This is a genomic window from Streptomyces sp. NPDC104367, from assembly GCF_055583825.1.
On record NZ_JBVJND010000001.1, the window covers coordinates 409,208 to 433,884 of the forward strand.

General features: G+C 74.4%; 19 protein-coding genes. 13 read left to right on the plus strand and 6 right to left on the minus strand.

Annotated features, from left to right (window positions below):
* Window positions 1-14 precede the first annotated feature (14 nt).
* The 3 genes from ACZ619_RS01840 to ACZ619_RS01850 all read left to right on the plus strand — a co-directional run bounded on the left by ACZ619_RS01840 (window position 15) and on the right by ACZ619_RS01850 (window position 3,587).
* The gene (locus ACZ619_RS01840; protein WP_469592937.1) at window positions 15-1,292 is read left to right on the plus strand and encodes an MFS transporter; all 1,278 of its coding nucleotides are present in this window, start codon (window positions 15-17) and stop codon (window positions 1,290-1,292) included.
* 4 nt (window positions 1,293-1,296) lie between these two features.
* The gene (locus ACZ619_RS01845) at window positions 1,297-2,439 is read left to right on the plus strand and encodes an anhydro-N-acetylmuramic acid kinase (protein ID WP_469592939.1); all 1,143 of its coding nucleotides are present in this window, start codon (window positions 1,297-1,299) and stop codon (window positions 2,437-2,439) included.
* Window positions 2,440-2,516: 77 nt separating this feature from the next.
* A complete protein-coding gene (locus ACZ619_RS01850; RefSeq protein WP_469592941.1) occupies window positions 2,517-3,587 on the plus strand; it encodes a DUF2510 domain-containing protein in 1,071 nt (356 codons plus the stop codon).
* Window positions 3,588-3,734: 147 nt separating this feature from the next.
* Here ACZ619_RS01850 and ACZ619_RS01855 read toward each other — a convergent pair whose 3' ends face one another.
* Window positions 3,735-4,349, minus strand: coding sequence for a TetR/AcrR family transcriptional regulator (locus tag ACZ619_RS01855; RefSeq protein WP_469592943.1), 615 nt, complete (start codon window positions 4,347-4,349; stop codon window positions 3,735-3,737).
* A gap of 223 nt (window positions 4,350-4,572) precedes the next feature.
* On the opposite strand from ACZ619_RS01855, the gene ACZ619_RS01860 reads away from it, so the two are divergent.
* Both ACZ619_RS01860 and ACZ619_RS01865 read left to right on the plus strand, forming a co-directional pair.
* On the plus strand, window positions 4,573-5,406 hold the full coding sequence (locus tag ACZ619_RS01860; protein WP_469592945.1) for a phosphatase PAP2 family protein: 834 nt from the start codon (window positions 4,573-4,575) through the stop codon (window positions 5,404-5,406).
* The gene (locus ACZ619_RS01865; protein ID WP_469592946.1) at window positions 5,403-6,356 is read left to right on the plus strand and encodes a DMT family protein; all 954 of its coding nucleotides are present in this window, start codon (window positions 5,403-5,405) and stop codon (window positions 6,354-6,356) included. The genes ACZ619_RS01860 and ACZ619_RS01865 overlap by 4 nt, the downstream gene beginning before the upstream one ends.
* Before the next feature lie 37 nt (window positions 6,357-6,393).
* Here ACZ619_RS01865 and ACZ619_RS01870 read toward each other — a convergent pair whose 3' ends face one another.
* The 4 genes from ACZ619_RS01870 to ACZ619_RS01885 all read right to left on the minus strand — a co-directional run bounded on the left by ACZ619_RS01870 (window position 6,394) and on the right by ACZ619_RS01885 (window position 10,988).
* The gene (locus tag ACZ619_RS01870; protein WP_469592948.1) at window positions 6,394-7,203 is read right to left on the minus strand and encodes an LURP-one-related family protein; all 810 of its coding nucleotides are present in this window, start codon (window positions 7,201-7,203) and stop codon (window positions 6,394-6,396) included.
* Window positions 7,204-7,269: 66 nt separating this feature from the next.
* Window positions 7,270-9,318, minus strand: a complete 2,049-nt coding sequence (locus ACZ619_RS01875; RefSeq protein ID WP_469592950.1) for a phosphocholine-specific phospholipase C — start codon at window positions 9,316-9,318, stop codon at window positions 7,270-7,272.
* Window positions 9,319-9,503: 185 nt separating this feature from the next.
* Complete coding sequence (locus ACZ619_RS01880) at window positions 9,504-9,965, minus strand: hypothetical protein (RefSeq protein WP_469592952.1); 462 nt, start codon at window positions 9,963-9,965, stop codon at window positions 9,504-9,506.
* Between the two features lie 87 nt (window positions 9,966-10,052).
* Window positions 10,053-10,988, minus strand: coding sequence for a hypothetical protein (locus ACZ619_RS01885; protein WP_469592953.1), 936 nt, complete (start codon window positions 10,986-10,988; stop codon window positions 10,053-10,055).
* A 397-nt stretch (window positions 10,989-11,385) separates the two neighbouring features.
* On the opposite strand from ACZ619_RS01885, the gene ACZ619_RS01890 reads away from it, so the two are divergent.
* The 4 genes from ACZ619_RS01890 to ACZ619_RS01905 all read left to right on the plus strand — a co-directional run bounded on the left by ACZ619_RS01890 (window position 11,386) and on the right by ACZ619_RS01905 (window position 17,093).
* Window positions 11,386-14,439 (plus strand): AfsR/SARP family transcriptional regulator, encoded by a 3,054-nt coding sequence (locus ACZ619_RS01890; RefSeq protein ID WP_469592955.1) that lies wholly within the window; start codon window positions 11,386-11,388, stop codon window positions 14,437-14,439.
* 88 nt (window positions 14,440-14,527) lie between these two features.
* Window positions 14,528-15,193, plus strand: a complete 666-nt coding sequence (locus ACZ619_RS01895) for a M15 family metallopeptidase (protein WP_469592957.1) — start codon at window positions 14,528-14,530, stop codon at window positions 15,191-15,193.
* Between the two features lie 163 nt (window positions 15,194-15,356).
* Window positions 15,357-15,839, plus strand: coding sequence for an RNA polymerase sigma factor (locus tag ACZ619_RS01900; protein ID WP_469593266.1), 483 nt, complete (start codon window positions 15,357-15,359; stop codon window positions 15,837-15,839).
* Between the two features lie 90 nt (window positions 15,840-15,929).
* Window positions 15,930-17,093: a C40 family peptidase gene (locus ACZ619_RS01905; protein ID WP_469593268.1), complete on the plus strand. Its 1,164-nt coding sequence runs from the start codon at window positions 15,930-15,932 to the stop codon at window positions 17,091-17,093.
* A 30-nt stretch (window positions 17,094-17,123) separates the two neighbouring features.
* Here ACZ619_RS01905 and ACZ619_RS01910 read toward each other — a convergent pair whose 3' ends face one another.
* On the minus strand, window positions 17,124-17,720 hold the full coding sequence (locus ACZ619_RS01910) for a PadR family transcriptional regulator (protein ID WP_469592959.1): 597 nt from the start codon (window positions 17,718-17,720) through the stop codon (window positions 17,124-17,126).
* A 53-nt stretch (window positions 17,721-17,773) separates the two neighbouring features.
* Between ACZ619_RS01910 and ACZ619_RS01915 the strand changes: the two genes are divergently transcribed.
* The 4 genes from ACZ619_RS01915 (at window position 17,774) to ACZ619_RS01930 (ending at window position 24,670) form a co-directional block, all read left to right on the plus strand.
* A complete protein-coding gene (locus ACZ619_RS01915; RefSeq protein WP_469592961.1) occupies window positions 17,774-18,169 on the plus strand; it encodes a nuclear transport factor 2 family protein in 396 nt (131 codons plus the stop codon).
* A gap of 662 nt (window positions 18,170-18,831) precedes the next feature.
* A complete protein-coding gene (locus ACZ619_RS01920; protein ID WP_469592963.1) occupies window positions 18,832-21,723 on the plus strand; it encodes an AfsR/SARP family transcriptional regulator in 2,892 nt (963 codons plus the stop codon).
* A gap of 344 nt (window positions 21,724-22,067) precedes the next feature.
* On the plus strand, window positions 22,068-23,006 hold the full coding sequence (locus ACZ619_RS01925) for a chlorinating enzyme (protein ID WP_469592965.1): 939 nt from the start codon (window positions 22,068-22,070) through the stop codon (window positions 23,004-23,006).
* Between the two features lie 14 nt (window positions 23,007-23,020).
* Window positions 23,021-24,670, plus strand: coding sequence for an amino acid adenylation domain-containing protein (locus tag ACZ619_RS01930; RefSeq protein ID WP_469592967.1), 1,650 nt, complete (start codon window positions 23,021-23,023; stop codon window positions 24,668-24,670).
* The last annotated feature ends 7 nt before the right edge of the window (window positions 24,671-24,677 follow it).

The following is a 24,677-nucleotide window of genomic DNA, read 5'->3' on the forward strand; positions in this document are numbered from 1 at the left end:
GACCGTCAACGGGCATGGGTATGAGGCTGACTTTCGAAGATCGCGCGACAACCGGGCGGAATCGGCCCCTCCGGGCGCTGGCGGCGGGCTCGGCGGGCAACTTCGTCGAGTGGTACGAGTTCGGTGTCTACGGCTACGCGGCCACGGTCGTCGCCGAGCGGTTCTTCACGCCGGAGGGCGGGAGCGCGGCCGAGGGTCTGGTGCGGGCCTACGCCTCGTTCGCCCTGGCGTTCTTCTTCCGTCCCCTGGGCGCGGTCCTGTTCGGCCGGCTGGCGGACCGGATCGGGCGGCGGCCGGTGCTGGTCCTGGCGGTCGCGCTGATGACGGGCGCCACCGCGCTGATCGGCCTGCTGCCGACGTACGCGCGGGCCGGTGCGGCGGCGCCCTGGCTGCTGACGTTCCTGAGGGTTGTTCAGGGACTGTCCACGGGCGGGGAGTTCGGTGGCGCGGTGGCGATGCTCACCGAGTGCGCGCCGCCGGGGCGACGGGGGCTGTACGGGGCGTGGCAGTCGTTCACCGTGGCACTGGGACTGCTGGGCGGGGCGGCCGTCTCGGTCGCCCTGTCCATGAGTCTGACGATTGATCAGTTCGCCGCCTGGGGCTGGCGGTTGCCGTTCCTGCTGGCACTCCCCCTGGGTGCGCTCGCGCTGTGGCTGCGGGTGGGTCTGGAGGAGACACCGGAGTTCCGGGAGCCGGACACACCGGCCCCTGGGGTGCCGGCCGGGGCGATCGCGCTGGCCGTCGGCAGGGTGATGGGGTGGTCGGCGGCCGGGTACACCTTCCTGGTCGTGCTGCCGTCCTACCTCCGAACGGCGTTGCACACCGGCCTGCGGGAGGCGCTGCTGGCGACCGTGGTGGCGAACCTCGGCTTCGCGGCGGCGATCCTCCCGGCGGGACTGCTGAGCGACCGGGTCGGGCGGCGGCCGGTGATGCTGGCGGGCGCCGGACTGGTGGTGCTGCTGGCCCTGCCGCTGCTGGACCTGCTGCGGGACGGGGGGACTCCGGCCGCGGTCAAGGGGGCGGCCGTGTGCGCCGCCGGCGCGGTGGTGGGGCTGATGGCGGGACCGGGACCGGCGCTGCTGTCGGAGATGTTCCCGGCGCGGACCCGCTGCACGGGCCTCGGACTCGCCTACGCGTTGTCCAATGCGGTGTTCTCGGGCTGTGCGGGGCTCATCATCACGGAGGCGGTGAAGCGCACGGGGAACCTCGACGTCCCCGGCCACTACGCGGCGGCGGCGTGTGCCGTGAGCATGCTGGCGCTCGCCAAAGAGCCCCGGCGGAAGGCGGGTTGAGTTCATGCTGGTGATCGGTCTGATGTCCGGAACGTCGTACGACGCGGTGGACGCCGCCGCCGCCGAGCTGCGGCTGGCCGGCGACACCCTGCTGCTGAAGCCGCTGGGGATGGTCGGCACGCCCTACGACGACGAGCTGCGGGAGGCGCTCGCGTCGGCGCTGCCCCCGGCGGCCGTACCGCTGGCGCGGGTCTGTCTGCTGGACACCAGGATCGGGCAGGCGTTCGCGGCGGCGGCCGTCCGGGCCGACCGTGAACTGTGCGGCGGGCGTGCCGAGTTGGTGGCCTCGCACGGGCAGACGGTCTACCACTGGGCGGAGCGGGGCCGGGTCCGCGGCACCCTTCAGCTGGGGCAGCCGGCCTGGATCGCGGAGGCGACCGGGCTGCCGGTGGCCGCCGACTTCCGGCCACGTGACGTGGCCGCCGGGGGCCAGGGCGCTCCGCTGGTCAGTCTGGTGGACCTGCTGTGGCTGCGCGGGCGGCCGGGCACACCGGTGGCGCTCAACATCGGCGGGATCGCCAACCTGACCGCGCCGGACGGCACGGCCTACGACACCGGGCCGGGGTGCGCGCTGCTGGACGCGGCGGCCCGGGAGTTCACGGGCGGCCGGGCCGCGTACGACGCGGACGGGGCGCTGGCGGCGCGCGGCCGGCCGGACGCGGCGCTGCTGGAGCGGCTGCTGGCGGAGCCGTACTACGCGCTGCCCGCGCCGAAGACGACGGGCAAGGAGCTGTTCCACCCCGGGTACGTGCGGGCTCCCGAGGGGATGCCGGCCGAGGACGTCCTGGCGACACTCGCCCTGCTGACGGCCCGGACGGTGGCGGACGGGGTGCGCCGGGCGGGGGCCACCGAGGTGATCGCCTCGGGCGGCGGCACCCGCAACCCGGTGCTCATGGGGATGCTCCGCGACCTGCTCCCGGGGATCGCGGTACGCGCCTCCGACGAGCTGGGCCTGCCCGCGGCGGCGAAGGAGGCGTACGCGTTCGCGGTGCTCGGCTTCCTCACCGCGCACGGCCTGCCGGGCAGCGTGCCGGCCGCCACCGGCGCCCGGCACGCCAGTGTCCTCGGCTCGCTCACCCCGGGCCGGGACGGACTGCGGCTGCCGCCGCCGGCGGCGGTTCCGCCGACGCGCCTACGGGTCGAGTGAGCCGTGGCGGAGGCCTTCATCCGAAAGTTGCCGGATCCTCTCATCCGACTTTCACCGATGCCTCATACGGTGGGGGCATGACGCAGGTGACTCCTCCCGGGTGGTACCCCGACCCCGGGCAGACAAGTGACGGTCCGGCGACCGAACGCTGGTGGGACGGCAAGGCGTGGACGGAGCAGACCCGCCCGGCCGGGTCGGGCGCCGACTGGGGTCCCCCGCCGCAGCCCCCCGCGGACGGGGCCGAGGCGGGGTTCGGGGCCGCGGGCGCCTATCCGGCGTACCCGCCCTACCCGGAGTACCCGGCGCAGCCGCCCGCCGCGAAGCGCGGGATGCGCACCGGCGTGGCCGTCGGTGTCGCGGTGGCGGTGCTCGCGGCCATCGGGGTCGGCGTGTACGCGCTCACCGACAACGGCGGCGACAGCGGCGGGCAGGCCTCGCAGCAGGGCCCGGGCGGTTTCGGCCAGGGCGGCCCCGAGGGGCAGGGCGGCGGACAGAACGGCGGGCAGGGGTTCCCGTTCGGCGGGTCCGGCGGCTCCGGCGGTACGGGCGGTTCCGACGGCTCCGGCGGTACCGACGGGGGCGCTTCGCCGTCGCCGGGCCAGTCCGAGGCGCCGAAGATCAAGAGCGGTTCGGTGACGGACGCGGTGTCCGGCTTCAGCATCCCGATCCCGGACGGCTGGTACGGCCAGCAGACCCAGGCGGGCGCGACGGTCGACTCCGGCGACACCTACAAGTGCCCGGGCGACACCACCCAGAGCTGCAGCACCGGCGGCGCCTTCTCGGCGCCCGCGATAGCGCTGGGCACCTCGGGCAGTACGGCCGAGGCGGTCGCGAAGGCCGACATCGAGACGGCCACGGAACAGCTGTACGGCGGCACGACCTACGGCTCGGTCACCTCGCACGAGGTGCTGGCCTCCAAGGCGGTGACCGTGGCCGGGCAGAAGGGCTACCTGGTCCGCTGGAAGGCCGTCACCAGCAAGGGCGCCGACGGCTACGTCGAGTCGCTCGCCTTCCCGTCGCCCGCGAACTCCGCGCAGATCGTCGTGGTCCGGTTCGGCCTGGACGTCGGCCAGAAGCAGTCGGTGCTCGACGAGATCGTCAAGGGCATGAAGGTGGCCTCGGGCAGCGGCAGCGGCCAGGACACCTGACCGGCCCCGGACGCCGGTCGGCCGGGTGGAGCGCCCCTCCGCTCAAAGGGGAACCCCACCCGGCCGGGGGGTGCGCGCCGCCCCCGTCCCCACGGTGCGGCGCGAGCAGGTCACCGTCCAGTCATCCCGTGGACGGCGGCCTGGGTCTCAGGTCAGTCCGAGTGCGGGCAGCGCGACGGCCTCCACGAAGCGGACCAGGTAGTCGGCGTCGGCGTACTCGCCGGTGAGCACGGGGCGGACCCGCAGCACGCCGAACATCATGGCGGGGACGTACTCCAGCGCGGGATGCCCCTCGGGCACCTCGCCCCGCTCCACGGCGCGGCGCAGGATCTCCTGGAGCGCGGCGATCTCGGGCTCGACAAGCGCCTCGCGCAGCGCCTTCGCCAGTTCCTGGTCCGAGGTGACAGCGTGGCCCAGGGCCTGGAGCAGCCTGGTGTCCTTGCGCGACCAGTCCCCCGCCGCCGTGGCGACCTGGCGCAGGTCCTCGGCGAGCGAACCGGTGTCGATGCCGACGAAGCGCACCTTGCGGTTGGCCCGCAGCGCGGCGGCGACGAACTGCGGCTTCGTCCGCCACTGCCGGTACAGCGTGGACTTGCTGCACCGGGTGCTGGCGGCGACGCCCTCCATGGTCACGGAGTCGTAGCCGCATTCGCGGATCTGTTCGAGCACGGCGTCGAAGAACTCCCGCTCACGCTCCGGCGTGATCTTGGAGCGGCGCGAGGCGGCGACCGTCTCCGGTCCGTCCGCGGCCTGCGACGTCATGTGCCCTTCCTCTCACTCGCTCATCACTCGCGGATCACCTGCGCACCGACGGCCGTTCGGTTTCCGCGGTGAAACCTACAACCAGTGTGGCCCACCTCTATCGATACGCCACTGTACCGGTACTCGAACGTATCGGTACAGTGTCGTATCGGTACGCTCTCGTATCGATGAGTTCGGGCCACCGCCCGGACCGCACGCACCACCGTCAGTGAGGGGGCCTGGGATGAGATCCCAGTCCGAGCCGGCAGCGGCGGAGCCGGGCGCCATAGCCCGTCCGCCGCTCGTCCGTGAGCTGCTGCTCGTCGCGGGGCTCTTCCTCGTCTACAAGTCCGGCCGGCAGCTGGCCACCGGCCACACCGCCGAGGCGCTGCACAACGCCCACCGGATCTGGGACCTGGAACGGACGCTGCACCTGCCCTCGGAGAACTCCGTGCAGTCCGCACTGCTGCACGGGGACGCCCTCGTCCATGTGGCGAACACCTACTACGCCACCGTTCATTTCCCGGCGACCCTGGGATTCCTGGTCTGGCTCTACCTGCGGCGGCCCGCGCACTACGTCTGGGCCCGCCGGGTCCTCGCCGTGGTCACGGCCGCCGCGCTGGTGCTGCCCTTCACGTTCCCGCTGGCGCCGCCGCGGATGCTGGCCGAGTCCGGCCTCGTCGACACCGCCCGGGTCTACGGGCCCTCGGTCTACGGCCCGCCCGCCAGCGACCACCTCTCCAACCAGTTCGCGGCGATGCCCTCGCTGCACTTCGGCTGGGCCGTGATGGTGGCGGTCGGCCTGATCGCGGCCACCCGCTCCCGGCTGCGCTGGCTGTGGCTGCTGCACCCGGCGGTCACCCTGCTGGTGATCGTGGGCACCGCCAACCACTACTGGCTGGACTCGGCCGTCGCCGCCGCGATGCTCGGCACGGCCCTCGCCCTGATCCGCCCCCGGACCTCGGCCGAGGACACCCCCGCCCCGCTCCGCCCGCCGCACCGCGCCGTCACCACGGCCGGCGCCGGCACCCGGGGGCTCCCCGCGGAGGAGCTCGCACCGGCGGGGGCGGGCCGATGAGCGCCGCCGCGGTGCTCGCCGTCGGCCTCTCCCTGGTCTCCGCGGTCGCCTACGCGGCCGCCGCCGTGGCCCAGGAACGGCTCGCCGCGAACTCCTCCGGCACGGGACTGGTACGGCTGCTCGGCCGCGGCGCCTGGTGGGCGGCGGTCGGCCTCAACGCGGGCGCCGCGCTCCTGCACGTCGTGGCCCTCGAGTACGGCCCGCTGACCCTCGTACAGCCCCTGGGGGCGCTCACCCTGGTCGCGGCGGTGCCGCTCGGGGCCCGGGTGGCGGGACGCCGGGTCGGCGCGACGGAGTGGCGGGGCACGGCCCTGACGCTGCTCGGCCTCGGCGCCCTGCTGGTCACGGCCTCCGGCCCCGCGCCCGACCGGGTGATGAGCCTCACCGAGGCGCTCGCGGTCGCCGGTACGACGGCGGCCCTCATCGGCGTGCTCTCCCGCCCCGGCGCCCGCCCGGGACTGCGGCACGCGACCGCGTCCGGCTTCGCCTCGGGCGTGGCCTCCGCGCTCACCCAGACGGTGACGGTGGCGGCCACCGACCGCTCCGGACCGCTCCTCGGCACCGAGATGATCGTGGTGGCCCTGCTGGTGGCCGCGTTCGCGGTCGGCGGCCTCCTGCTCTCCCAGACCGCCTACCGGGGCGGCCTCGGCGCCCCGCTGGCCGTGGTCACCCTCTCCAACCCGGTGGCGGCCGCGGTCATCGGCCTGACCCTGCTCGGGCAGGGCCTCCAGGGCGGTACGGCGGGAATCCTCCTCGCGCTGGCGGGCGCGGCCCTGGCGTCGTGGGGCGTGGTCCTCCTGACCCGCCTCGCTCCGGCCGCCCCGCTCCCCGCGCCCGACGAGGCCCACCCGGTGGCAGCGGTGCTGGCCCTGGAGGAGGCGCGAGCCGCCGCGCAGCAGGCCCTGCTCCCGCGGCGGAAGCCGGAGACGGAACAGCTCACGACGCTCTGAGCGCCCCGCCGGCCGGCGCCCGGCCGCGGACGGAACGTCAGCCGAGCCCGCGCGAGTCCTGCTTCAGCGCCGTGTCCACGGTGAGCGCCGTCGCGACCACCAGGCTCAGCAGCGGCTCCGGCAGCTGGTAGTGGATCTGCAGGACGTAGTTGTCGGCCGTCGTGAACATCGTCTTGGCCAGCCCCTCCCACGTCTTCGTGATCCGGGCCACCTCGTTGTCCGCGTGGTCGACGACCGCGAAGTTCCACGCCCGCCAGTTCTCCGCCTTGATCGCACCGACCTTCTGGCCGCCCGCGATCATCGCGAAGTTGATCTTCCCGATCATGTTCTGCTGGACGATCTCACCGACCGGGGACCCGTCCGGACGCGTCACGACGACCCGGGACTTGAGGAACTTCGCGGGCCGGGTCAGCACCAGCTGCGGCTGTCCGTGGGCGTCACGGACCTCCAGCCGGTGGGTCATGAACTGGTCGAGGCTGGAGACGAACCGGAGCACCTTCTTCAGCGCGCTCTGCCCGACCTCGACCACCGAGCCGATGTCACGGCCGTGCTGGTCCATGACCTTGTACTCGTTGGTCAGCTCGATCAGCTTGGCCTTCTGGTTCACCACCAGCACCGGCTCGGTGAACAGGGTGCCACCGCCCGCGCCGCCGCCCGCCACACCGGCCTGCTGCTGCACCTGCCGCTGCACCTTGGGGTCGGCGGCCTGCTGCGCCGGCACGGCGCCCTGCGCACCCTGCTTGTTCGTGTTGTCGGTCCACTGCGCGCCGTCCCAATAACGGAGCGTCTCGGGCGCACCGTGCGGATCGGGGTACCAGCCTGCAGGAGTGTTCGATTGCGTGGTCACCGGGGCACACTACCCCGATGTGACCGGTACCTGACCAGCCCGCACGATGCGGCCCTCATCGCCCCGTCACTCCGTCACGATCGCCGGGTCGCTGACGCCCGGACGGCCGTTCTCCACATGTCCGGCGAACCGCCGCACAAAGGTCTCGTCGGCGTCGGAGGTGACGGTCACGTCGTACCAGCGGTGGCTGTGGCGGAGGCTGACGGTGCGCTTCACGGTGGCCCCGGAGCGCACGGTGACCGTGCGGGTCCGGCCGCCGTATCCGTCGGTCAGCGTCAACCGCGCCGTGCCCGGGCCCCTGTGGGAGAGGGTGAGCTCGATGTCGTCACCGGCGGGCCGCGCGGTGACCTCGGGGCCGGCCACCTCGCCGGGGCCCCGGAAGGCGCGCAGGAAGCCGTTGGGGCCGTGCACCGTCAGGTCGTACGAGCCGTCCGGGTACGCCGAGTTCCAGGTGTCGGAGACGGACCTGCCGGCCTCGGTGGTGTAGCTCCAGGGTCCGTCGGCGCGGTTGCCGGAGGTGACCAGGAACGCGGCGCCCGCGTGCGCGCCCGAGGCGAACGTCAGCGTGATGCGGCCGGCCGCCGGGTCCAGCGAACCGTCCACCACCGGGGCGTACCTGAGCGGCCGGGTGGGCCGCGAGCCGCGCTCCTGCACGGGCAGGGCCGGGTCGGCGGGCGGGGTGGGCACGTAGTCGGGGTGGCGGTTGCCGTCCGGCGGCCGGTAGCCGTCCGTGGAGGGCAGCGCGACCGGCCCGGCGTCCTTGCGGGAGAAGTCGAACGCGGCCGTCAGGTCACCGCTGACCGCGCGCCGCCAGGGCGAGATGTTGGGCTCGTGGACGCCGAAGCGGGCCTCCATGAACCGGATGACGGAGGTGTGGTCGAGCGTCTCGGAGCAGACGTAACCGCCCTTGCTCCAGGGGGAGACGACGAGCATCGGGACGCGCTGGCCGAGGCCGTAGGCGCCCGAGGCGTGCTTGGCGTCGCCCGGGAAGAGGTCGGGGCCCGGGTCGACCGTGGACCTGCCCTGCGCGGCGGAGGCCGGCGGGAACGGCGGGATCAGGTGGTCGAAGAAGCCGTCGTTCTCGTCGTAGGTGATGAACACGGCCGTCCTCGCCCACACCTCGGGGTCCGAGGTCAGCGCGTCGAGCACCTGGGAGACGTACCAGGCGCCGTAGTTGGCGGGCCAGTTGGGGTGCTCGGTGAAGGCCTCGGGGGCGACCACCCAGGAGATCTGCGGCAGTTCGCCGGCCTGGACGTCGGCCCTGAGCCGGTCGAAGAAGCCCTCGCCCCGGGTGGCGTCGGTGCCGGTGCGGGCCTTGTCGTAGAGCGCGTCGCCGGGCTGCGCGTTCTGGTACTGCTTGAAGTAGAGCAGCGAGTTGTCGCCGTAGTTGCCCCGGTAGGCGTCCTGGATCCAGCCCCAGCCGCCGGCCGCGTCCAGGCCGTCGCCGACGTCCTGGTAGATCTTCCAGGAGACGCCCGCCTCCTCCAGGCGCTCGGGGTAGGTCGTCCAGCTGTAGCCGGCCTCGTCGTTGCCGAGGACCGGGCCGCCGCCCTGGCCGTCGTTGCCCGTGTACCCCGTCCACAGGTAGTAGCGGTTCGGGTCGGTGGAGCCCATGAACGAGCAGTGGTAGGCGTCGCAGACGGTGAAGGCGTCGGCGAGCGCGTAGTGGAACGGGATGTCGTCCCGGTTCAGGTACGCCATCGTCGTACTGCCCTTGGCCGGCACCCACTTGTCGTACCTGCCGCCGTTGACGGCGGTGTGCGTGTCGCTCCAGCCGTGCGGGAGGTCCTGGAGGAAGGCGAGACCGAGGTCGTCGGTGTCCGGGTGGAACGGCAGGATGTCCTTGGTCCCGTTCGACTGGTGCCAGACCGAGCGGCCGTTCTGGGTCACGGGACGCGGGTCGCCGAAACCGCGGACGCCCCTGAGGGTGCCGAAGTAGTGGTCGAACGACCGGTTCTCCTGCATCAGGACGACGATGTGCTCGACGTCCTCGATCGAGCCGGTGCGGTGGTTCGCGGGCAGCGCGGCGGCGCGCTGGACGCTGCCGGAGAGCGCGGTGAACGCGGTGGTGGCGCCCGCGAGTTGGAGGAATCGGCGCCGGTTTACTTCGGTCATGGGTGAGCGACCTCTCATCCTGGCGTACGGGATGGCCGGAACAGGGGGGATCGTGCGCGGGTGCGAGTGTTCCAAGGGCATCGAACGACAGGGAAGGGTCCGGTGGCGCGCGTGTGAAAGTCGGAGGTACGGGAGGTGGGCGGCCGACGCCGGTCACACCCGGGGGGCGTGACCGGCGTACCGCCTCAGCTGATGAAGGAGCCCGGGGCGCAGGCGCTGGACGCCACCCACACGTGGGACATGATGTTGTCGTTCATGTTCGCCCCGTTGGTGAAGGTGTCGCGGGTGAGGTTGTCCACGTACAGCTCGCCCGGCTTGAGGCAGCCGTAGGCGGAGGACGGGTAGCCCGGCAGGTAGTAGAAGGCCACGACGTCCTTGCCGCCGACGAAGCCGCTGTTCATCACGGAGGAGGCGGCGTTGGCGTCGGAGCCCTGGAAGGGGCCCGCGCCGTCGCTCCAGTCGGAGTCGTTGCCCGCGGTGACGCCGAGGAGTTCGCCCTGGCAGTCCGCGTCCCGCCAGGCCCGCACGTTGCCGTCCCGGCCCGGCCACTGCGCGTTGCAGCCGGAGGCGGCGTGGGCGTTGGCGGGCACGACGAGGCCGAGGGCCGCGAGGCCCAGGGTGGCGAGGGCTAGCGTCGTCTTGCGCATGGTGGTTCCCCGTTCTGCCTCTTCGGAGGCGGTCGGTGTGGGTGGAGCCGCGGCGGGTGCCGCGGGGTTCGGGGGCGCCCGCCGGGCTCAGGCGCGGGCGGGCACGATCCGCTCGGCGCGCTCCAGCGCCTGCCGCCGCACCTGCCGGTAGGCGGCGAGCCGGGCGCCGTACTCGCCGTCGAGCCGGGCCAGGTAGTACCGCTCGCGGTCCTGGCCGACGGACCTGAGGGAGACCTCGCGGACGCAGCGGGCGTCGGCGACCGCGATCCGGGTCTCGGCCGCGAAGCTCCGCGCCTCCTCCGCCCGGGTCTGCGCCGCGGGGTGCTCGCGGGTGGCCTGCCGGGCCGCGTCGGGGTCCCGGTAGGGGTGGCCGGCCCGGGCCATGCAGCGCGACCAGGCGCGTACGGCGGCGGTGAAGCGCGGGTCGTGCAGCAGCCTGCCGACGTACAGGGGCCGCAGGTTGCTCGCGGTGGTGTCGAGCCGGAACCAAATAACCGGGTCGCCGTACAGCGTCCGCTCCGCCTCCCCGTCGCAGCCGCCGGACCCCTTGGTGACCGAGCCGCCGCCGGGCAGGGCGGTGCGCAGCGGCTCGGCGCGGCGGCCGCCGTCGAGCGCGGTGTCGTAGGCGGTCCGGCGGGCGGCCGAAAGGCCCGTGCGGTAGGCCGCGTTGGGGTTGTGGAGACGGGCACGGTCCTCCTTGGCGGCGATCCGGCTGCCGTAGCCGTGGGCGCGGGCCCAGCGCACGTCGTCCTGGACGTAGCCGAGCGGCCTGCTCTCGGCCGAGGTCAGCGCGTGGTCCTCCCAGTAGCGGAAGCCGTGCCGGGCCATGCACCGGGCGACCAGCCGCTGTTCGGCGTCCGTGATCCGCAGGTCCTCGGCGTGGGTGAGGTCGCGGGCCGTGGCTCCGGCGGCGGGGGACGAGCCGTCGCCGGCCCCCCGGGAGCAGCCGGTGAGGACGAGCGCGGCCACGGCGGCGACGGCGCTCAGACGCGCGGCCCGGTGGCAAAAGGCTGGGCGCTTCATCGGGCGACTCCCTTGGGCGTACGGTGAACGGCTCGGTGCTTACAGGCCGTTGACGGCGCGGGCGGGGCGTTCGTATGACCCGGGTCCGCCGGGAGTTCCCGGTGTGCCGGATGTCGCGGCGGATCCCGGCGCGCGGTCATACGAAAGCCGCCCGCCCCCCGTCTCCCGCACAGGGACCGCTATGGCCACCCACAGAAACCGGCCAACTGCGGTGGCGGGGAGCCCGCTCCGCGGAGTCCGCCGGGTCCCGCTCCCGTTCGGCGTACCGGGCGTCACGGAGGGTTCCGTCCGACCGGTCGGACGGGCCGGATCCGGACAGGACGGCCCGGACTTCGCCCTGCCCGGACGGTGGCCGCCGATATCGTTGTCGGCATCCGCCCGGAGCGATCGGGGACCGATGTTCGAAGTACGTCTGCTCGGCCCGGTGGAGGTCTGGGAGGGCGGCCGGCGGGCCCCGCTCGGCGGCTCCAGACCCCTTGCCGTGCTGGCCGCGCTCGTCGTGCACCTGGGCGAGGTGATCTCCACCGAGCGGCTGGTGGACTTCGTCTGGGACGAGGAGGCCCCGGCCACCGCGGGCGCCCTGGTCGCCACCCATGTCTCCGCCGTACGCCGGGCTCTGTCCCGGGTCGAGGCGGCCGAGGTCATCCGCACCCGGCCCCCGGGGTACCTCGCCGATCTCGCCGCCGACCGCGTCGACGCCCGCCGCTTCGAGGAACTCCTCGCGGCGGGACGGTCCGCGGGGCGCACCGAGGAGGCGGCCGAGGCGCTGGCCGGGGCGCTGGCGCTGTGGCGGGGCCGGGAGGCGCTGGAGGGGCTCGGCCAGTCGTTCGCGCGGATCGAGGCGGCCCGGCTCGGGGAGCTGCGGCTGGTCGCCGAGGAGGAGTCCTTCGGGCTGGCCCTGGAGCTGGACCGCGCGGACGGCACGATCGCGCCGCTGCTCGCGCATGTGGCCGCGCATCCGCTGCGGGAGCGGCCGCGCGGCCAGCTGATGACCGCCCTGTTCCGCGCCGGCCGGGTCTCCGACGCGCTGCGGGTGTACCAGGAGGGGCGCGCGGCGCTCCGCGACGAGCTGGGCATCGACCCGGGGCCGGAGCTGCGGGCCGTGCACCAGGCCGTGCTCACCCACGACACCGGCGTACTGGGCGGCGGGGAGCGTGCCCGACCGGTCCCGGTGCCGGTGCCCAGAAGGGCGCGGCCGCGGCCCGCGCCCTCCCATCTCCCGCCCGACATCGCCGACTTCGTGGGCCGTACCGAACAGGTCGAGTGGGCCACGGAGCTGCTGCGGGGCGTCGACGACACCGGCAGGACCGCCCCGCCGATCGGGGTGATCTCCGGACGCTCCGGGATGGGCAAGACCGCCCTCGCCGTGCACGTCGGCCACCGTACCGCCGAACTCTTCCCGGACGGACGCCTGTTCGTGGACCTGCGGGCCGCCGACACCACGCCGCTGGAGCCCGCCGACGCGCTCGCCCGGCTGCTGCGCGCGATGGGCGTCGACCCCGACACGCTGCCCTCCGGCATCGAGGAACTGACCGGCCTGTACCGCACGCACGTCGGACACCGGCGGGTGCTGGTCGTGCTGGACAACGCGGCCGGCGAGGCGCATGTCCGGCCGCTGCTGCCGCCCGGCCCCGGCTCCGCCGTCCTGGTCACCAGCCGCCGCCGGCTGGTGGCGCTGGAGGGCGCCGCCCATCTGGACCTCGCCGTGCCGGACGAGGCCGAGGCCCTGGACCTGCTGCGCCGGGTGGCCGGCGAGGGACGGACCGGGGCGGAGCCGGAGCGCGCCGCCGAGATCGTCACCCTGTGCGGGCGGCTGCCGCTCGCGGTGCGCATCGCCGGGGCCCGGCTGGCCGCCCGCCCGCACTGGGCGCCGGGCCGGCTCGCCGGGCGGCTGCGCGACGAGCGGCGCCGGCTCAACGAACTCAGCGCCGGGGACCTGGAGCTGCGCACCAGCCTGGAGCTCGGCTACGCCGACCTCGACCGGCCGGAGCGCCGGGCGCTGCGCCGGCTGGCCCTGCTGGACCTGCCCGACTTCGCGGCCTGGGTCGCCGCCCCGCTGCTCGGCATAGGGACCGAGGAGGCCGAGGAGGCCGTCGAGCGGCTGGTGGACTGCCACTTCATCGACGTGATCGGCGTGGACGGCACCGGCCTGACCCGCTACCGCATCCAGGACCTCGCCCGGGAGCACGCCCGCGAGCGCTGTCTGTCCGAGGAGAGCGCCGACGACCGTACCACGGCGGTGCTGCGCCTGGTCGGCTGCTGGCTGGACCTGGCGCGCAAGGCCGCCGCCCGGGGTCCCGGCGGCGCGGCCCGGCGCTTCCCCGAACCGGCCGCCGTCCGCCCGCTGGACGCGGAGACCGAGCGGGCGCTGCTGGCCCGGCCCGCCGCCTGGTTCGCCGCCGAGCAGGCCGGGCTGCTGGCCGCCGTGACGCACTGCGCGGACCACGGCATGGCGCGGGCCGCCCGGGATCTGGCCGGGGCGCTGATAGCGAGTTCGGCCGCGCTGTACAACCAGTTCGACGCCTGGTCCCGCTCGCACACGGCGGCGATGGCGGCGGTGCGCCGCGGCGGGGACGCCGAGGGCGAGGCCTGGCTGCTCGTCGGGCTCGGCCAGCTCCGTTACGAACAGGACCGGTTCGAGGAGTCCTACGCCTACTTCGCCGACGCGCTGCGCCTGTTCGGGGAGCCGTTGCCGGGCGGCGCGGCCGTGGCGCTGGCCGGGATGGGCACCGCCCGCCGCGAACAGGCCCGCTACGACGAGGCGTTGGAGCTGCTGGAGGCCGCGCTCGAACGGCACGGACCGGACGGCGACCCGGGCGCCCGGGCCCGGGTGCTGTACGGCATCGGGTACGTCCACCGCGAGCAGGGCCGGGGCCCGCGGGCCCGGCGGGCGCTGGCCGGGGCCCTGGACCTGTACCGGGCCGCCGCCGACCGGCACGGCGAGGGGCTGACCCTGCGGTCGATCGCGCTGTGCGACCGGGCCGAGGGCCGTCGGCCGGACGCCGAGCGGCTGCTGCACGAGGCGCTGCGGATCTTCACCGCGCTGCACGACACCTTCGGCACGATGTACACCGAACAGTCCCTGGCCAAGGTGGAGTTGCGCACGGGCCGGACCGGGGAGGCAGCCCGGCGGCTGGCCCGCTGTCTGGCGGTGGCCCGGGAGCGGCAGGACCGGTTCGGCGAGGCACTGGTGCTGCGCACGCTCGGTGAGCTGCGGCTGGCGGCCGGGGACGACGACGGCGCCCGGGGTCCGCTGGAGCAGTCGGCGGCCCTGTGGGCGGAGTTGGGGCTGCCGCTGTGGCGGGCGCGCACGCTGTGGGACCTGGCCGGGGTGTGGGCGGCCGACGGCGACGCGGGGGCGGCGCGGGCGGCCCGGGCGCAGGCGCTGGAGGTGTTCCGGTCGGCCGGTGTCCGGGAGGCGTGGGAGCGGGCGGCCGAGGAGACGCCGTGACCGGGCCGCCGGGCCTGTAGCCGGCCTGGTGGGACGCTTGCAGGCAACCTGCAGAGCATGTGCAGGGGCGCCGGGCAGTGTGTTCCGTGTGACGGACATCATCACTCTCTCCGACTCCCGGGTCGCCGAGGTCACCGAGCTGGAGTGCGGTGAACCGCTGGCCGACCTGCGCGCGACTCCCGGTCTGCTGATGGACCACCGCCAGGCCGACGCCGACGGCAGCTACGCGTACCTGCGGGCGGGGGCGCTGCGCCGGCTGCTGCACGCGCAGTCGCTGCTGCCCGACGGGATCCGGTTCCTGGTGGTCGAGGGGTACCGGCCGCCGGACCTCCAGCGGCGCTACTTCGAGCAGTACGCGGCGACTCTGCGCGCGGCCCACCCGGACGCCGGTCCGGCCCGGATCCGCGAGCTGGCCAGCGCCTACATCTCCCCGCCGGAGGTGGCCCCGCACGTCAGCGGCGGGGCGGTGGACCTGACCCTGTGCACCGCGGACGGCACGGAGCTGCCGCTGGGCACGGAGGTCAACGCCACCCCGGAGGAGAGCGGCGGCGCCTGCCGTACCGGGGCGTCGGGCATCGGCGCCGAGGCCCGCGCCCACCGGGGGTTCATGGACCGGGCGCTGACCACGGCCGGCTTCGTCAACTACCCGACGGAGTGGTGGCACTGGTCCTACGGCGACCGGTACTGGGCCCTGCTGAGCGGCGCGCCGGCCGCCCGCTACGGGCCCGCCGCCCGACCCGTCCGGCCCGCCTGACCAGCGGCCCGGACCCTGCTTTCAGACCACGGACGACCGACGGGGGAAGACCATCATGGAGAACCACGGCGGCAGGTGCGCGCGGGGCGCGTACGGGGACGTGCCCGGGGACCCGCACGGGGACGTGCCCGGGCGGGTGAGCCCGGGGACGGGCCACGAGCGCATGAGCCCGGGCGAGTTCGACGCCTGCTTCACCGCCGACATGCCCCGACTGCGCAGACGGCTGCTGGCCCTCACCGGCAACCCGCACGACGCGGACGACCTGCTCCAGGAGACGTATCTGCGGCTGTCCCGGCGGGCCCGCGCGCGGAGCCTTTCGCACCAGCGGCACCCGTACGCCTACACCTGCACGGTCGCGCTGAACCTGCTGCGCGACTCCTGGCTGCACCCCTCCCGCCGGGAGCGCACCACCGACCGGCTGCCCGAGGCCGGCTGGGACGGCGGACTCGGTTCGTACGAGGCCTCGGCGGCCGCGCTCGCGCTGCTGAGCGTGCTGTCGCCGAAGGAGGCGGCCGCGGTGATCCTCGTCGATCTGGAGGGGCTCAGCCACGACACGGCCGGGGAGCGGCTCGGCGCCCACCGCGGCACCGTGCAGCGCAACCGGATGCGGGCGCTGGCCAAGATGCGGGCCGCGCTGGCCGGTTGAACTCCGGGTGCCGCGTTCCTACGGGGGTGGGACGCGGCGCCCGGGCAGGTCAGGCGACCCCCGCACCCGGCTCCACGACCAAGGAAGTGCATCTTGCGAATCTCCGGACTCACCACGCCCGCCCGGGCGTTCGCCGCCGTCGCGGCCCTCTCGCTGACCCCACTGCTGCCCGCCACCGCGCATGCCGCGAGCCCGGCCGCCGCGCCGCGCGCCGCCCGGGACGCGGCCTGCGGGGTGCTGGCCCCCGGTGCCTCGGCCACCGCGGAGGCCGCCGTGAACGCGGCCTGTTCGCAGATCGGCGTCTGGTACAGCTGGGGCGGCGGCCACGGCGCCACGCCCGGCGCGACGTACGGCTACTACGACGGCTCCGATCCCGACAGCCTGCACGACGGCGAGCGCAAGGGCTTCGACTGCTCGGGCCTGACCCGGTACGCGTACTACCGGGCGACCGGCCGGGACCTGCTCAACGGCACGGCCGACGACCAGTTCCACAGCCCGCAGGCGTCCGCCCGCTTCTCCGCCGCCCAGGGCAGTGCGCCGCTGGTCCCCGGTGACCTGATGTTCTGGGGCAGCGGGCACATCCACCACGTCGCCATGTACCTGGGGGCGGGGCAGATGGTGGAGGCGTACGAGTCGGGCACGCACATCCGGGTGACCCCGGTGCGCACGGGCGGCGACTACGCGGGCGCGATCCGCGTCAACCCGACGGGGACGCCGGTGCCGCCGCCCGCGAACGGCGGCTCGACGTTCGAGACCTGGGGCACGGGGGTGCGCACGCACTCCACGCCGAGCGTGCGCTCCTCGGTGGTGGACACCTTCGCCGGGCCGACCCAGGTCTCCGTGCAGTGCCAGCAGCACGCGGAGACGGTGACCGCCGAGGGCTACACCAACGACATCTGGTCGAAGCTGGCCGACGGCTCCTGGCTGACCAACATCTACATCAAGGGGCCGGCCTCGCTGCCCGGCGTCCCGGACTGCGGGGGCGACAGCGCGCCGCCGCCGAGCGGGGGCAGCACGGCGTTCCAGACCTGGGGCACGGGGGTGCGCACGCACAGCGAGCCCAACGTCAACGCCGCGGTCGTCGACTACTTCCCGCAGCCGACCACGGTCAACGTGGTCTGCCAGGCGCACGCCCAGACGGTCACGGCCGAGGGCTACACCAACGACGCCTGGTCCAGGCTGACCAACGGCGCGTGGCTGACCAACATCTACGTCAAGGGCCCGGAGTGGCTGCCCGGAGTGGCCGCCTGCTGACCGGCCGAGGCGTCCCGGACAGCAGGCCGGCTACTCACTTTGTTGACCATGTTCAGCCGGTCGGCCGTGAGTCGCCGCCCGCTGCTCCAGTCTGCGCAGCGCCAGCTCGCCCCAGCGCAGGTTCTCCCGCTCGAAGGACATCCCGCGCAGCAGGGTGAGGTAGGGGCCGACACGCTCCGCCTCCGCGAAGTACGCCTCCTCCGAGCGCCCGGCGAGCAGCCGCCGGCGCATCCGCTCGTAGCGGGCGAGCTTGGCGGTGGCCCACTCCATCCGCTCGGCGACGGCCGTGCGCACCGCCTCGATGTCACCGGCGTCCGCGCACTGCACCTTGACCAGCAGCTCGTCACGGACCACGGAGGGCCGGGACGGGGGTTCGGCGGTGTAGGCGCGGACGGCGGCACGGCCGGCCCCGGTCAGCGCGAAGAGGCGCTTGTTGGGCCGGCGTTCCTGCTCGACCACGCGCGCGGTGACCAGCCCCTCGGCCGCCATCCGCTCCAGCTCGCGGTAGAGCTGCTGGGGCGTGGCCGTCCAGAAGTTGGCCACCGTCGCGTCGAATCCCTTGGCGAGGTCGTACCCGGAGGCCTCGCCCTCCAGCAGGGCGGCCATCACCGCATTCCGCAGAGCCATGGGAGCACGCTAGCATCTGGCTACTCAACTTTTTGACTAGGTGAGGTGGACCGATGCACCCCTTCCGCAAGGCCGTGGAGAACGGCGACATGGACGCCGCGACCGCCCTGCTGGCCGACGACGTCGTCTTCACCAGCCCGGTCGCCTTCAAGCCGTACCCGGGCAAGGCGATCACCGCCGCGATCCTGCGCGCGGTGTCCCGGGTCTTCGAGGACTTCACCTACGTACGGGAGATCGCGAACCCCGACGGCCGCGACCACGCCCTCGTCTTCACCGCGACCGTCGCCGGCAAGCGGCTCCAGGGCTGCGACTTCCTGCACCTCGACGAGGAGGGGAGGATCGACGAGTTCACGGTGATGGTGCGTCCGCTGTCGGCCGCCCAGGCGCTGTCCGAAGCGATGGGCGCCCAGTTCGAACGGATCGCCCAGGAGGCCGCCGCCGGTCAGTGACCGGGGACCGGCCCCGGCCGGGGCGGGGACGCGGGCCCGGCGGGCGGACCGCGTCGGCGGCCACCGGACCGTCGCTGCCGTCGGCCGGCCCGGCCGCCGTGCCGAGACCGGCCGCCGTGCCGAGACCGGCCGCCGTGCCGAGACCGGCCGCCGCCCGGAACCCGCCGAGCGACACCCGAGCGACACCCGGGTGCCACCGCGCGGGTCCACGGCGCCCACGGCCCGCCGGCCGATCCGCACGGCGGTGATCCCGTCCGCGTGGACGACGCCGTACGGGTCGCCACTCGCGCGGGCGGCGGGCAGGACACCCGGGCCCCTCGCGCCCAGCGCACCGCTGCTCGTACACCCCGGGACGCCCGGCACCTTCCACCGGGACCCGCACCGGCCCACGCGGCACGCCCGCACGCGCTTCCGGCTCCCGCCCTCACCACCGGGGCGGTGACCGGGGCCCTCTCCCCGCACACCCGCCGACCGGCTCGGTTTGCCGTCGTCCCCCGTCCGCGGTGCGCCGCCGTGCGCGGTGGCTCCACGCCCCAGCAGACTGAAGTCCGCGCCCTCGGAGGGGGGTTCGACTGTGGCTGAGAACGTTGTCGCCGGGTTGTCGCCCGGCGCGAGAATGTGTGCGTCGAGTGAAGAACAGCTGTGCGGGGAGTGTGGACGTCGTGGTGGAATTACGCCTTCTCGGCCCCGTGGAGCTCTCGGTGCAGGGCCGGACCGCCGAGGTCGGGCCACCGCAGCGGCGGACCGTGCTGGCCGCGCTGGCGGTGGACTCCGGCCGGCCCGTCCCGGCCGACGTACTGATCCGGCGCGTGTGGGGCGCCGATCCGCCCGACGGTGCGCGACGCGCGTTGCACGCCCATGTCGCCCGGCTGCGCCGGCTGTGCGAACAGACCGAGGACCCGGACCCGGGACTGCCCCGGTTGCGGCTGGTGCGCCGCTCCGGCGGATACCTGCTGGAGGCCAGCGCGGACCATGTGGACATCCACCGGTTCCGGCAACTGGCCGCCCGGGCGAGGGAGACGGGACGTACGGACGAGGCACGGGCGGCGCTGCTGCGCGAGGCGCTCGGGCTGTGGCACGGGGAGCCGCTGGCCGGGCTCGGCGGGCAGTGGGCGACGCAGGTCCGCGAGGCCTGGCGGCGGCACCACGTGGACGCCGCGGTCGCCTGGGCCCACGTGGAGTCACGCGTCAGCGATCCGGTCGCCGTGATCGGCCCGCTGACCGAACTCCTCGACGCCCACCCGCTCGTGGAGCCGCTGACCGAGGCGCTGATGCGGGCGCTGCACGCCGCCGGCCGCAGCGCGGAGGCGCTGGACTGCTACGCCGCCGTCCGCAAGCGGCTCGCCGAGGAACTGGGCACCGACCCCGGCGCGGAGCTGCGCGGGGTGCACGAGGCGATCCTGCGGGGCGGCCCGGCCGGGCCCGTCGCACGGCCGGCCCCCGCCGCACCGGTCCGGGCCGCCGCTCCCCCGGTCCGGCCGACGGCCGCGGCGACCTCCTGGCCGGGCGCGGCCCCCGTGCAACTGCCCATGGGAGTGGCCGGGTTCATCGGGCGCGGCGCGGAACTGGCCCGGCTGGAGGACATCCTCGCCTCGGCGGCGCAGCAGCCGTCGGCGGTGGTGATCACCGCGGTGTCCGGCACCGCCGGGGTGGGCAAGACCGCGCTCGCCGTGCACTGGGCCCGGCGAGCCCAGCATGCCTTTCCCCACGGCCAGTTGTACGTGAACCTGCGCGGGTTCGGGCCCAGCGGCTCGGTGATGAGCCCGGCCGAGGCGGTACGGAGCTTCCTGGACGCCCTGGGAGTGCCGCCGGCCCGGATACCGGCGGGCCTGGAGGCACAGGTCGGCCTGTACCGCAGCCTCCTCGCGGGGCGCCGGGTCCTGGTGGTGCTGGACAACGCCCGCGACGCCGAGCAGGTCCGCCCGCTGCTGCCCGGGGCGCCCGGCTGTCTGGCGCTGATCACCAGCCGCAGATCGCTGGCCGGACTCGCCGCCACCGAGGGGGCGCAGTTGCTGACCGTCGGCATGCTCGCCGCCGGGGAGGCCCGCGAGCTGCTGATCCGCCGGCTCGGCGCGCAGCGGGTGACGGCCGACCCCGACGCCGTCCGCGAGATCGTCGGCCGGTGCGCGGGGCTGCCGCTGGCGCTCGCGATCGTCGCCGCCCGGGCCGCCGCCCAGCCCGGACTGCCGCTGGCCGTCCTCGCCGAGGAACTGCGCCTGGCCGACCGGCGGTTGGACGCCCTGGACAGCGGGGAGGAGCGCAGCGAGGTACGGGCGGTGTTCTCCTGGTCCTACCGGGCGCTCGGTCCGGAGGCGGCCCGGCTCTTCCGATTACTGGGCCTGCATCCCGGCCCGGACGCCGCGCTCCCGGCCGTCGCCGCGCTGGCCGGCGTACCGGCCGCCCGGGCCCGCGCGCTGGTGGCCGAACTGGTCCGCGGGCATCTGCTCACCGAACAGACCGCCGGCCGGTACGCCTTCCACGACCTGCTGCGCGACTACGCGGCCGAGCTGGTCGCCACGCACGACGACGAGGACACCCGGTACCGCGCGGCGCACCGCGTGTTCGACCACTACCTGCACACCGCGCACCGGGCGGACGCCCTGCTGACCCCCCGACCCAGCCCGGCCCCGCTGCCGCCCGCCCGACCGGGCTCCGGTGCCGAGGAGCTGGCGGACCACCGGCAGGCCCAGGCGTGGTTCACCGCCGAGCACCCGGTCCTGCTCGCCGCGGTCAAGCAGGCGCCCGCGGCCGGTCTGCACGGTCACACCTGGCGGCTCGCCTCGGCCCTGACCACCTATCTCGACCGGCACGGCAACCGGCGGGCGCTGATCGCCGCGCACACCACGGCGCTGGACGCCGCCCGGCTTCAGGGCGACGCCGCCGGGCAGGCGGAGGCGCACCGCGGGCTCGGGCTCGCCGAGGACCGGCTGGACCGCCCGGACGCGGCCCGCGCGCACTACCTGCGCGCGCTGGAGCTGTTCGGGGAGGTCGGCGACCATGCCGGGCAGGCCCGCATCCACCAGCACCTGTCCCGGATGTCCGAGGCCCAGGGCCTGCACCAGCAGGCGCTCGGCCACGCCCACGACAGCCTCGCCCACCACCGGGCCGCCGGCGACCGGGCCGGGCAGTCCGCCGCGCTGAACCACATCGGCTGGACGCTCGCCCAGCTCGGCGACCACCAGGAGGCCCTGGTCCACTGCCGGCAGGCGCTGGAGCTGGCGCGGGAGACCGGGGACCTCAACGGGCAGGCCCACATCCAGGACAGCCTCGGCTACATCCTGCACCGGCTCGGCGAGCACGCCGAGGCCGTGGACCGCTACCGGCAGGCGCTGGACCTCTTCCACCAGACCGGCGACCGGCACAGCGAGGCCGCCGCCCTCGTCTGCCTCGGCGACGTCCACGGCGCCACCGGCCGCCCTGGTCCCGCCCGCGCCGCGTGGACGCGGGCGCTGGCCGTCACCGCCGAAGCCGGCCTCCCGGACACCGATCCGCTGCGCGCCCGCCTCCACGAACGGCTCGGCCTCGCCCCCGGCACGCGCCAGGCACCGGCCTGAGACCGACGGGATCACCACCGGGCACCGCCCTGGGGCGCCGGGGCGTGGTCCGAGGGGTGGTCCGGGGCGTGGTCCGGGCGGGTCCGGGGCGTGGTCCGAGATGTGGTCCGTACGAAACCCCGGACACGCCCTTCGCGCGGTCCGCTCCTCGGACACTTGGGCCGAAATCGGCTGTTCATTGGCCGAGGCTCGCTTCTCAGGGGCGCTTTCCGCTGTTTACAGTCTGCTGGAGTACGTTCAGCGGGGGCACACTCGCGCCAACCGTGATTCCCCGGGTCCGGAGTACCGCGCGCCACACCATCTTCTCTGTCCGGCAGCGATGCCCGAAGGTCACGAGGTGACGCATGGTGGATTTCCAGCTCAGCCAGGAAGAGATCGAGCAGTTCCACCGCGACGGTTATATCGGTCCGTTCGACCTGTACAAGCCCGACGAGATGGAACAGCACCTGCGGGCCCTCCGCCCCAGACTCCTCAACACCAAGCGGGCGATATACGGCCAGGGGAAAGGGATCTCGGGCGTCACCAATCTCGCCAACTACGACCGCCACCTGGACGTCGACTTCCTGGCCGAGCACATCACCCGGCAGGAGATCGTCCAGCGTGTGGCCGGGATCCTCGGCCCGGACGTCCTGTGCTGGCGCACCGAGTTCTTTCCCAAGTACCCGGGTGACGAGGGAACCGACTGGCACCAGGCCGACAACTTCTCCAATGTGGCCGGATCGAAGCATCCGCAGATCGTCTGGCCGGAGGACTCCGAATTCGGCGGCACGATCACGGTCTGGTCCGCATTCACCGACGCGAGTGTGGAAATGGGCTGCCTTCAGTTCATACCGGGTTCGCACAGGACCATGAACTACGACGAGTCCAAGGTCATGGAGTACGACGCCGGCTCCATCGGCAAGGTGGAGAAGGACGGCGTGCGGCGCGGTTTCTTCGGCTACGACTACCGCCAGCTGCAAAAGGACCCGGACTGGAGCCCCGACGAGTCGAAGGCACGGTCCATGGTGCTGCGCCAGGGCCAGTTCATCGTCTTCTGGTCGACGCTGATGCACGCCTCGCACCCGCACGCGGGGCTCACCCAGGACATGCGCCTGGGCTTCGCCTCGCGGTACCTGCCGACGCAGGTGAGGGTCTACCCGTACTCCGACGCGCTCTCCGAGTTCGGCGGCGAGGCCAGCCTGGAGAAGTTCGGCTGCGTGCTGGTCTCCGGGCAGGACGGCTACGGGCACAACCGGTTCGTCGGCCACACGGTCAACGGCACGCCGTTCCGGACCGCCGGCTGAGCGGGCCGGCGCCGATGCCCCAGCCGTTACGGCCCCCCGCCCCGCCCGCCGCCACGCCGGCCGGGACCACGGGCACCGCCGGTACGGCCCGGCCGCCCCGGATCGCGGGGTCGCCCGCCGCCCTGGCCGTCCACCGTGCCCTCAACCGCACCGGGGTCGCCTACCCGCGCGAGAGCGGCGTCCCCGAGCTGTTCGAGGCCTGCGCCGCCCGGTCGCCAAAGGCGCCCGCGGTCGTCCACGGCGACCTGACGCTGAGCTACGGCGAGCTCGACCGGCGGGCGAACGGGCTCGCGGTGCGGCTGGCGGAGCGGGGCCTGGCGCCCGGGGCCGTCGTCGCCGTCTGCGTGGCGCGCTCGCCCGAACTGATCGTCACCCTGCTGGCCGTGCTCAAGTGCGGGGGCGTCTACCTGCCCGTGGACGCCGCCTGGCCCGACGAGCGGCTGCACCAGCTGCTGGCCGGCGCCGGGTGCTCCTGGCTGGTGACCGACCAGGAGCCCCGGATGAGCCGCCGGCTGCCCGCCTGCCGGGTGGTGGCGGTGAGCCGTGACGACCCCGCCGGCCTCGGCACGGGTCCCGGGGTCGCGGTGCCGGCCGACTCCCTCGCGTACGTCAACTTCACCTCGGGCTCCACGGGGCGGCCCAAGGGCGTCGCCATCCGGCACCGCAGCATCGCCCGTCTGGTGTTCGGCGCACGATACGCGCCCCTGGACCGCACGAGCCGGCTGCTCCAGCTGGCGCCGGTCACGTTCGACGCGGCCACCTTCGAGATCTGGGGCGCGCTGCTGCACGGCGGCACCTGTGTGCTCTACCCGCACGACTTCGTACGGCTGTCGCAGCTCGGCCAGGAACTGCGCCGGCACCGGGTCGGCGTCCTGTTCCTCACCACGGCCCTGTTCAACACGGTGATGGACGAGGCGCCCGACGCGCTGGCCGGGGTGGGCACCGTGCTCACCGGCGGCGAGCTGCACTCCGTACGCCGTCTCAGGGCGGCGCTGGACCGCTTCGGACCCGGGCGGCTGGTCCACGTCTACGGGCCCACCGAAGCCACCACGTTCGCCACCTACCATCCCGTGGACAGCGTCGGCGAGGACTCCGCGGTGGTCCCGATCGGCCGTCCGATCCAGAACACCCGGCTGTACGTCGTCGACGGCACCGCCCTGTGCGAGCCGGGTGCCGTCGGCGAGATCTGCCTCGCGGGCGACGGTCTCGCCGCCGGCTACCTCGGCCTGCCGGGGCCGACCGCCGAGAAGTTCGTGGACGTGGTGGTGGACTCGGTGCCCGAGCGGCTCTACCGCACCGGGGACAACGGCTACCTGCTCCCCGACGGGTCCCTGGTCTTCCAGGGCCGGGAGGACGACCAGGTCAAGATCAACGGGTTCCGTATCGAACTGGGCGAGATCATGCACCAGCTCGACCGGCATCCGGCGGTACGGCGGAGCTACGTCACCGTGACCGCCCGCGCCGACCGGACGCTGGTGGCCTTCGTGGTCACGGACGCGCCCGTCACGGAGCACGAACTGCGCGGACACCTGCGCGCCCGGCTGCCGGGCTACATGGTGCCGCACCGCGTCCACGTCTGCGGGGAACTGCCCCTGACGCCCACGGGCAAGACCGACCGTCACGCCCTGATCGCCCTGCACGAAGCGGCACCACGGCCGCGCTGACGCCTCA

Coding starts and splice junctions, on each gene's coding strand:
- ACZ619_RS01840 (WP_469592937.1), top strand. CDS start 15: ATGGGTATGAGGCTGACTTTCGAAGATCGCGCGACAACCGGGCGGAAT.
- ACZ619_RS01845 (WP_469592939.1), top strand. CDS start 1,297: ATGCTGGTGATCGGTCTGATGTCCGGAACGTCGTACGACGCGGTGGAC.
- ACZ619_RS01850 (WP_469592941.1), top strand. CDS start 2,517: ATGACGCAGGTGACTCCTCCCGGGTGGTACCCCGACCCCGGGCAGACA.
- ACZ619_RS01855 (WP_469592943.1), bottom strand. CDS start 4,349: ATGACGTCGCAGGCCGCGGACGGACCGGAGACGGTCGCCGCCTCGCGC.
- ACZ619_RS01860 (WP_469592945.1), top strand. CDS start 4,573: ATGAGATCCCAGTCCGAGCCGGCAGCGGCGGAGCCGGGCGCCATAGCC.
- ACZ619_RS01865 (WP_469592946.1), top strand. CDS start 5,403: ATGAGCGCCGCCGCGGTGCTCGCCGTCGGCCTCTCCCTGGTCTCCGCG.
- ACZ619_RS01875 (WP_469592950.1), bottom strand. CDS start 9,318: ATGACCGAAGTAAACCGGCGCCGATTCCTCCAACTCGCGGGCGCCACC.
- ACZ619_RS01880 (WP_469592952.1), bottom strand. CDS start 9,965: ATGCGCAAGACGACGCTAGCCCTCGCCACCCTGGGCCTCGCGGCCCTC.
- ACZ619_RS01885 (WP_469592953.1), bottom strand. CDS start 10,988: ATGAAGCGCCCAGCCTTTTGCCACCGGGCCGCGCGTCTGAGCGCCGTC.
- ACZ619_RS01890 (WP_469592955.1), top strand. CDS start 11,386: ATGTTCGAAGTACGTCTGCTCGGCCCGGTGGAGGTCTGGGAGGGCGGC.
- ACZ619_RS01900 (WP_469593266.1), top strand. CDS start 15,357: ATGAGCCCGGGCGAGTTCGACGCCTGCTTCACCGCCGACATGCCCCGA.
- ACZ619_RS01910 (WP_469592959.1), bottom strand. CDS start 17,720: ATGGCTCTGCGGAATGCGGTGATGGCCGCCCTGCTGGAGGGCGAGGCC.
- ACZ619_RS01915 (WP_469592961.1), top strand. CDS start 17,774: ATGCACCCCTTCCGCAAGGCCGTGGAGAACGGCGACATGGACGCCGCG.
- ACZ619_RS01925 (WP_469592965.1), top strand. CDS start 22,068: ATGGTGGATTTCCAGCTCAGCCAGGAAGAGATCGAGCAGTTCCACCGC.
- ACZ619_RS01930 (WP_469592967.1), top strand. CDS start 23,021: ATGCCCCAGCCGTTACGGCCCCCCGCCCCGCCCGCCGCCACGCCGGCC.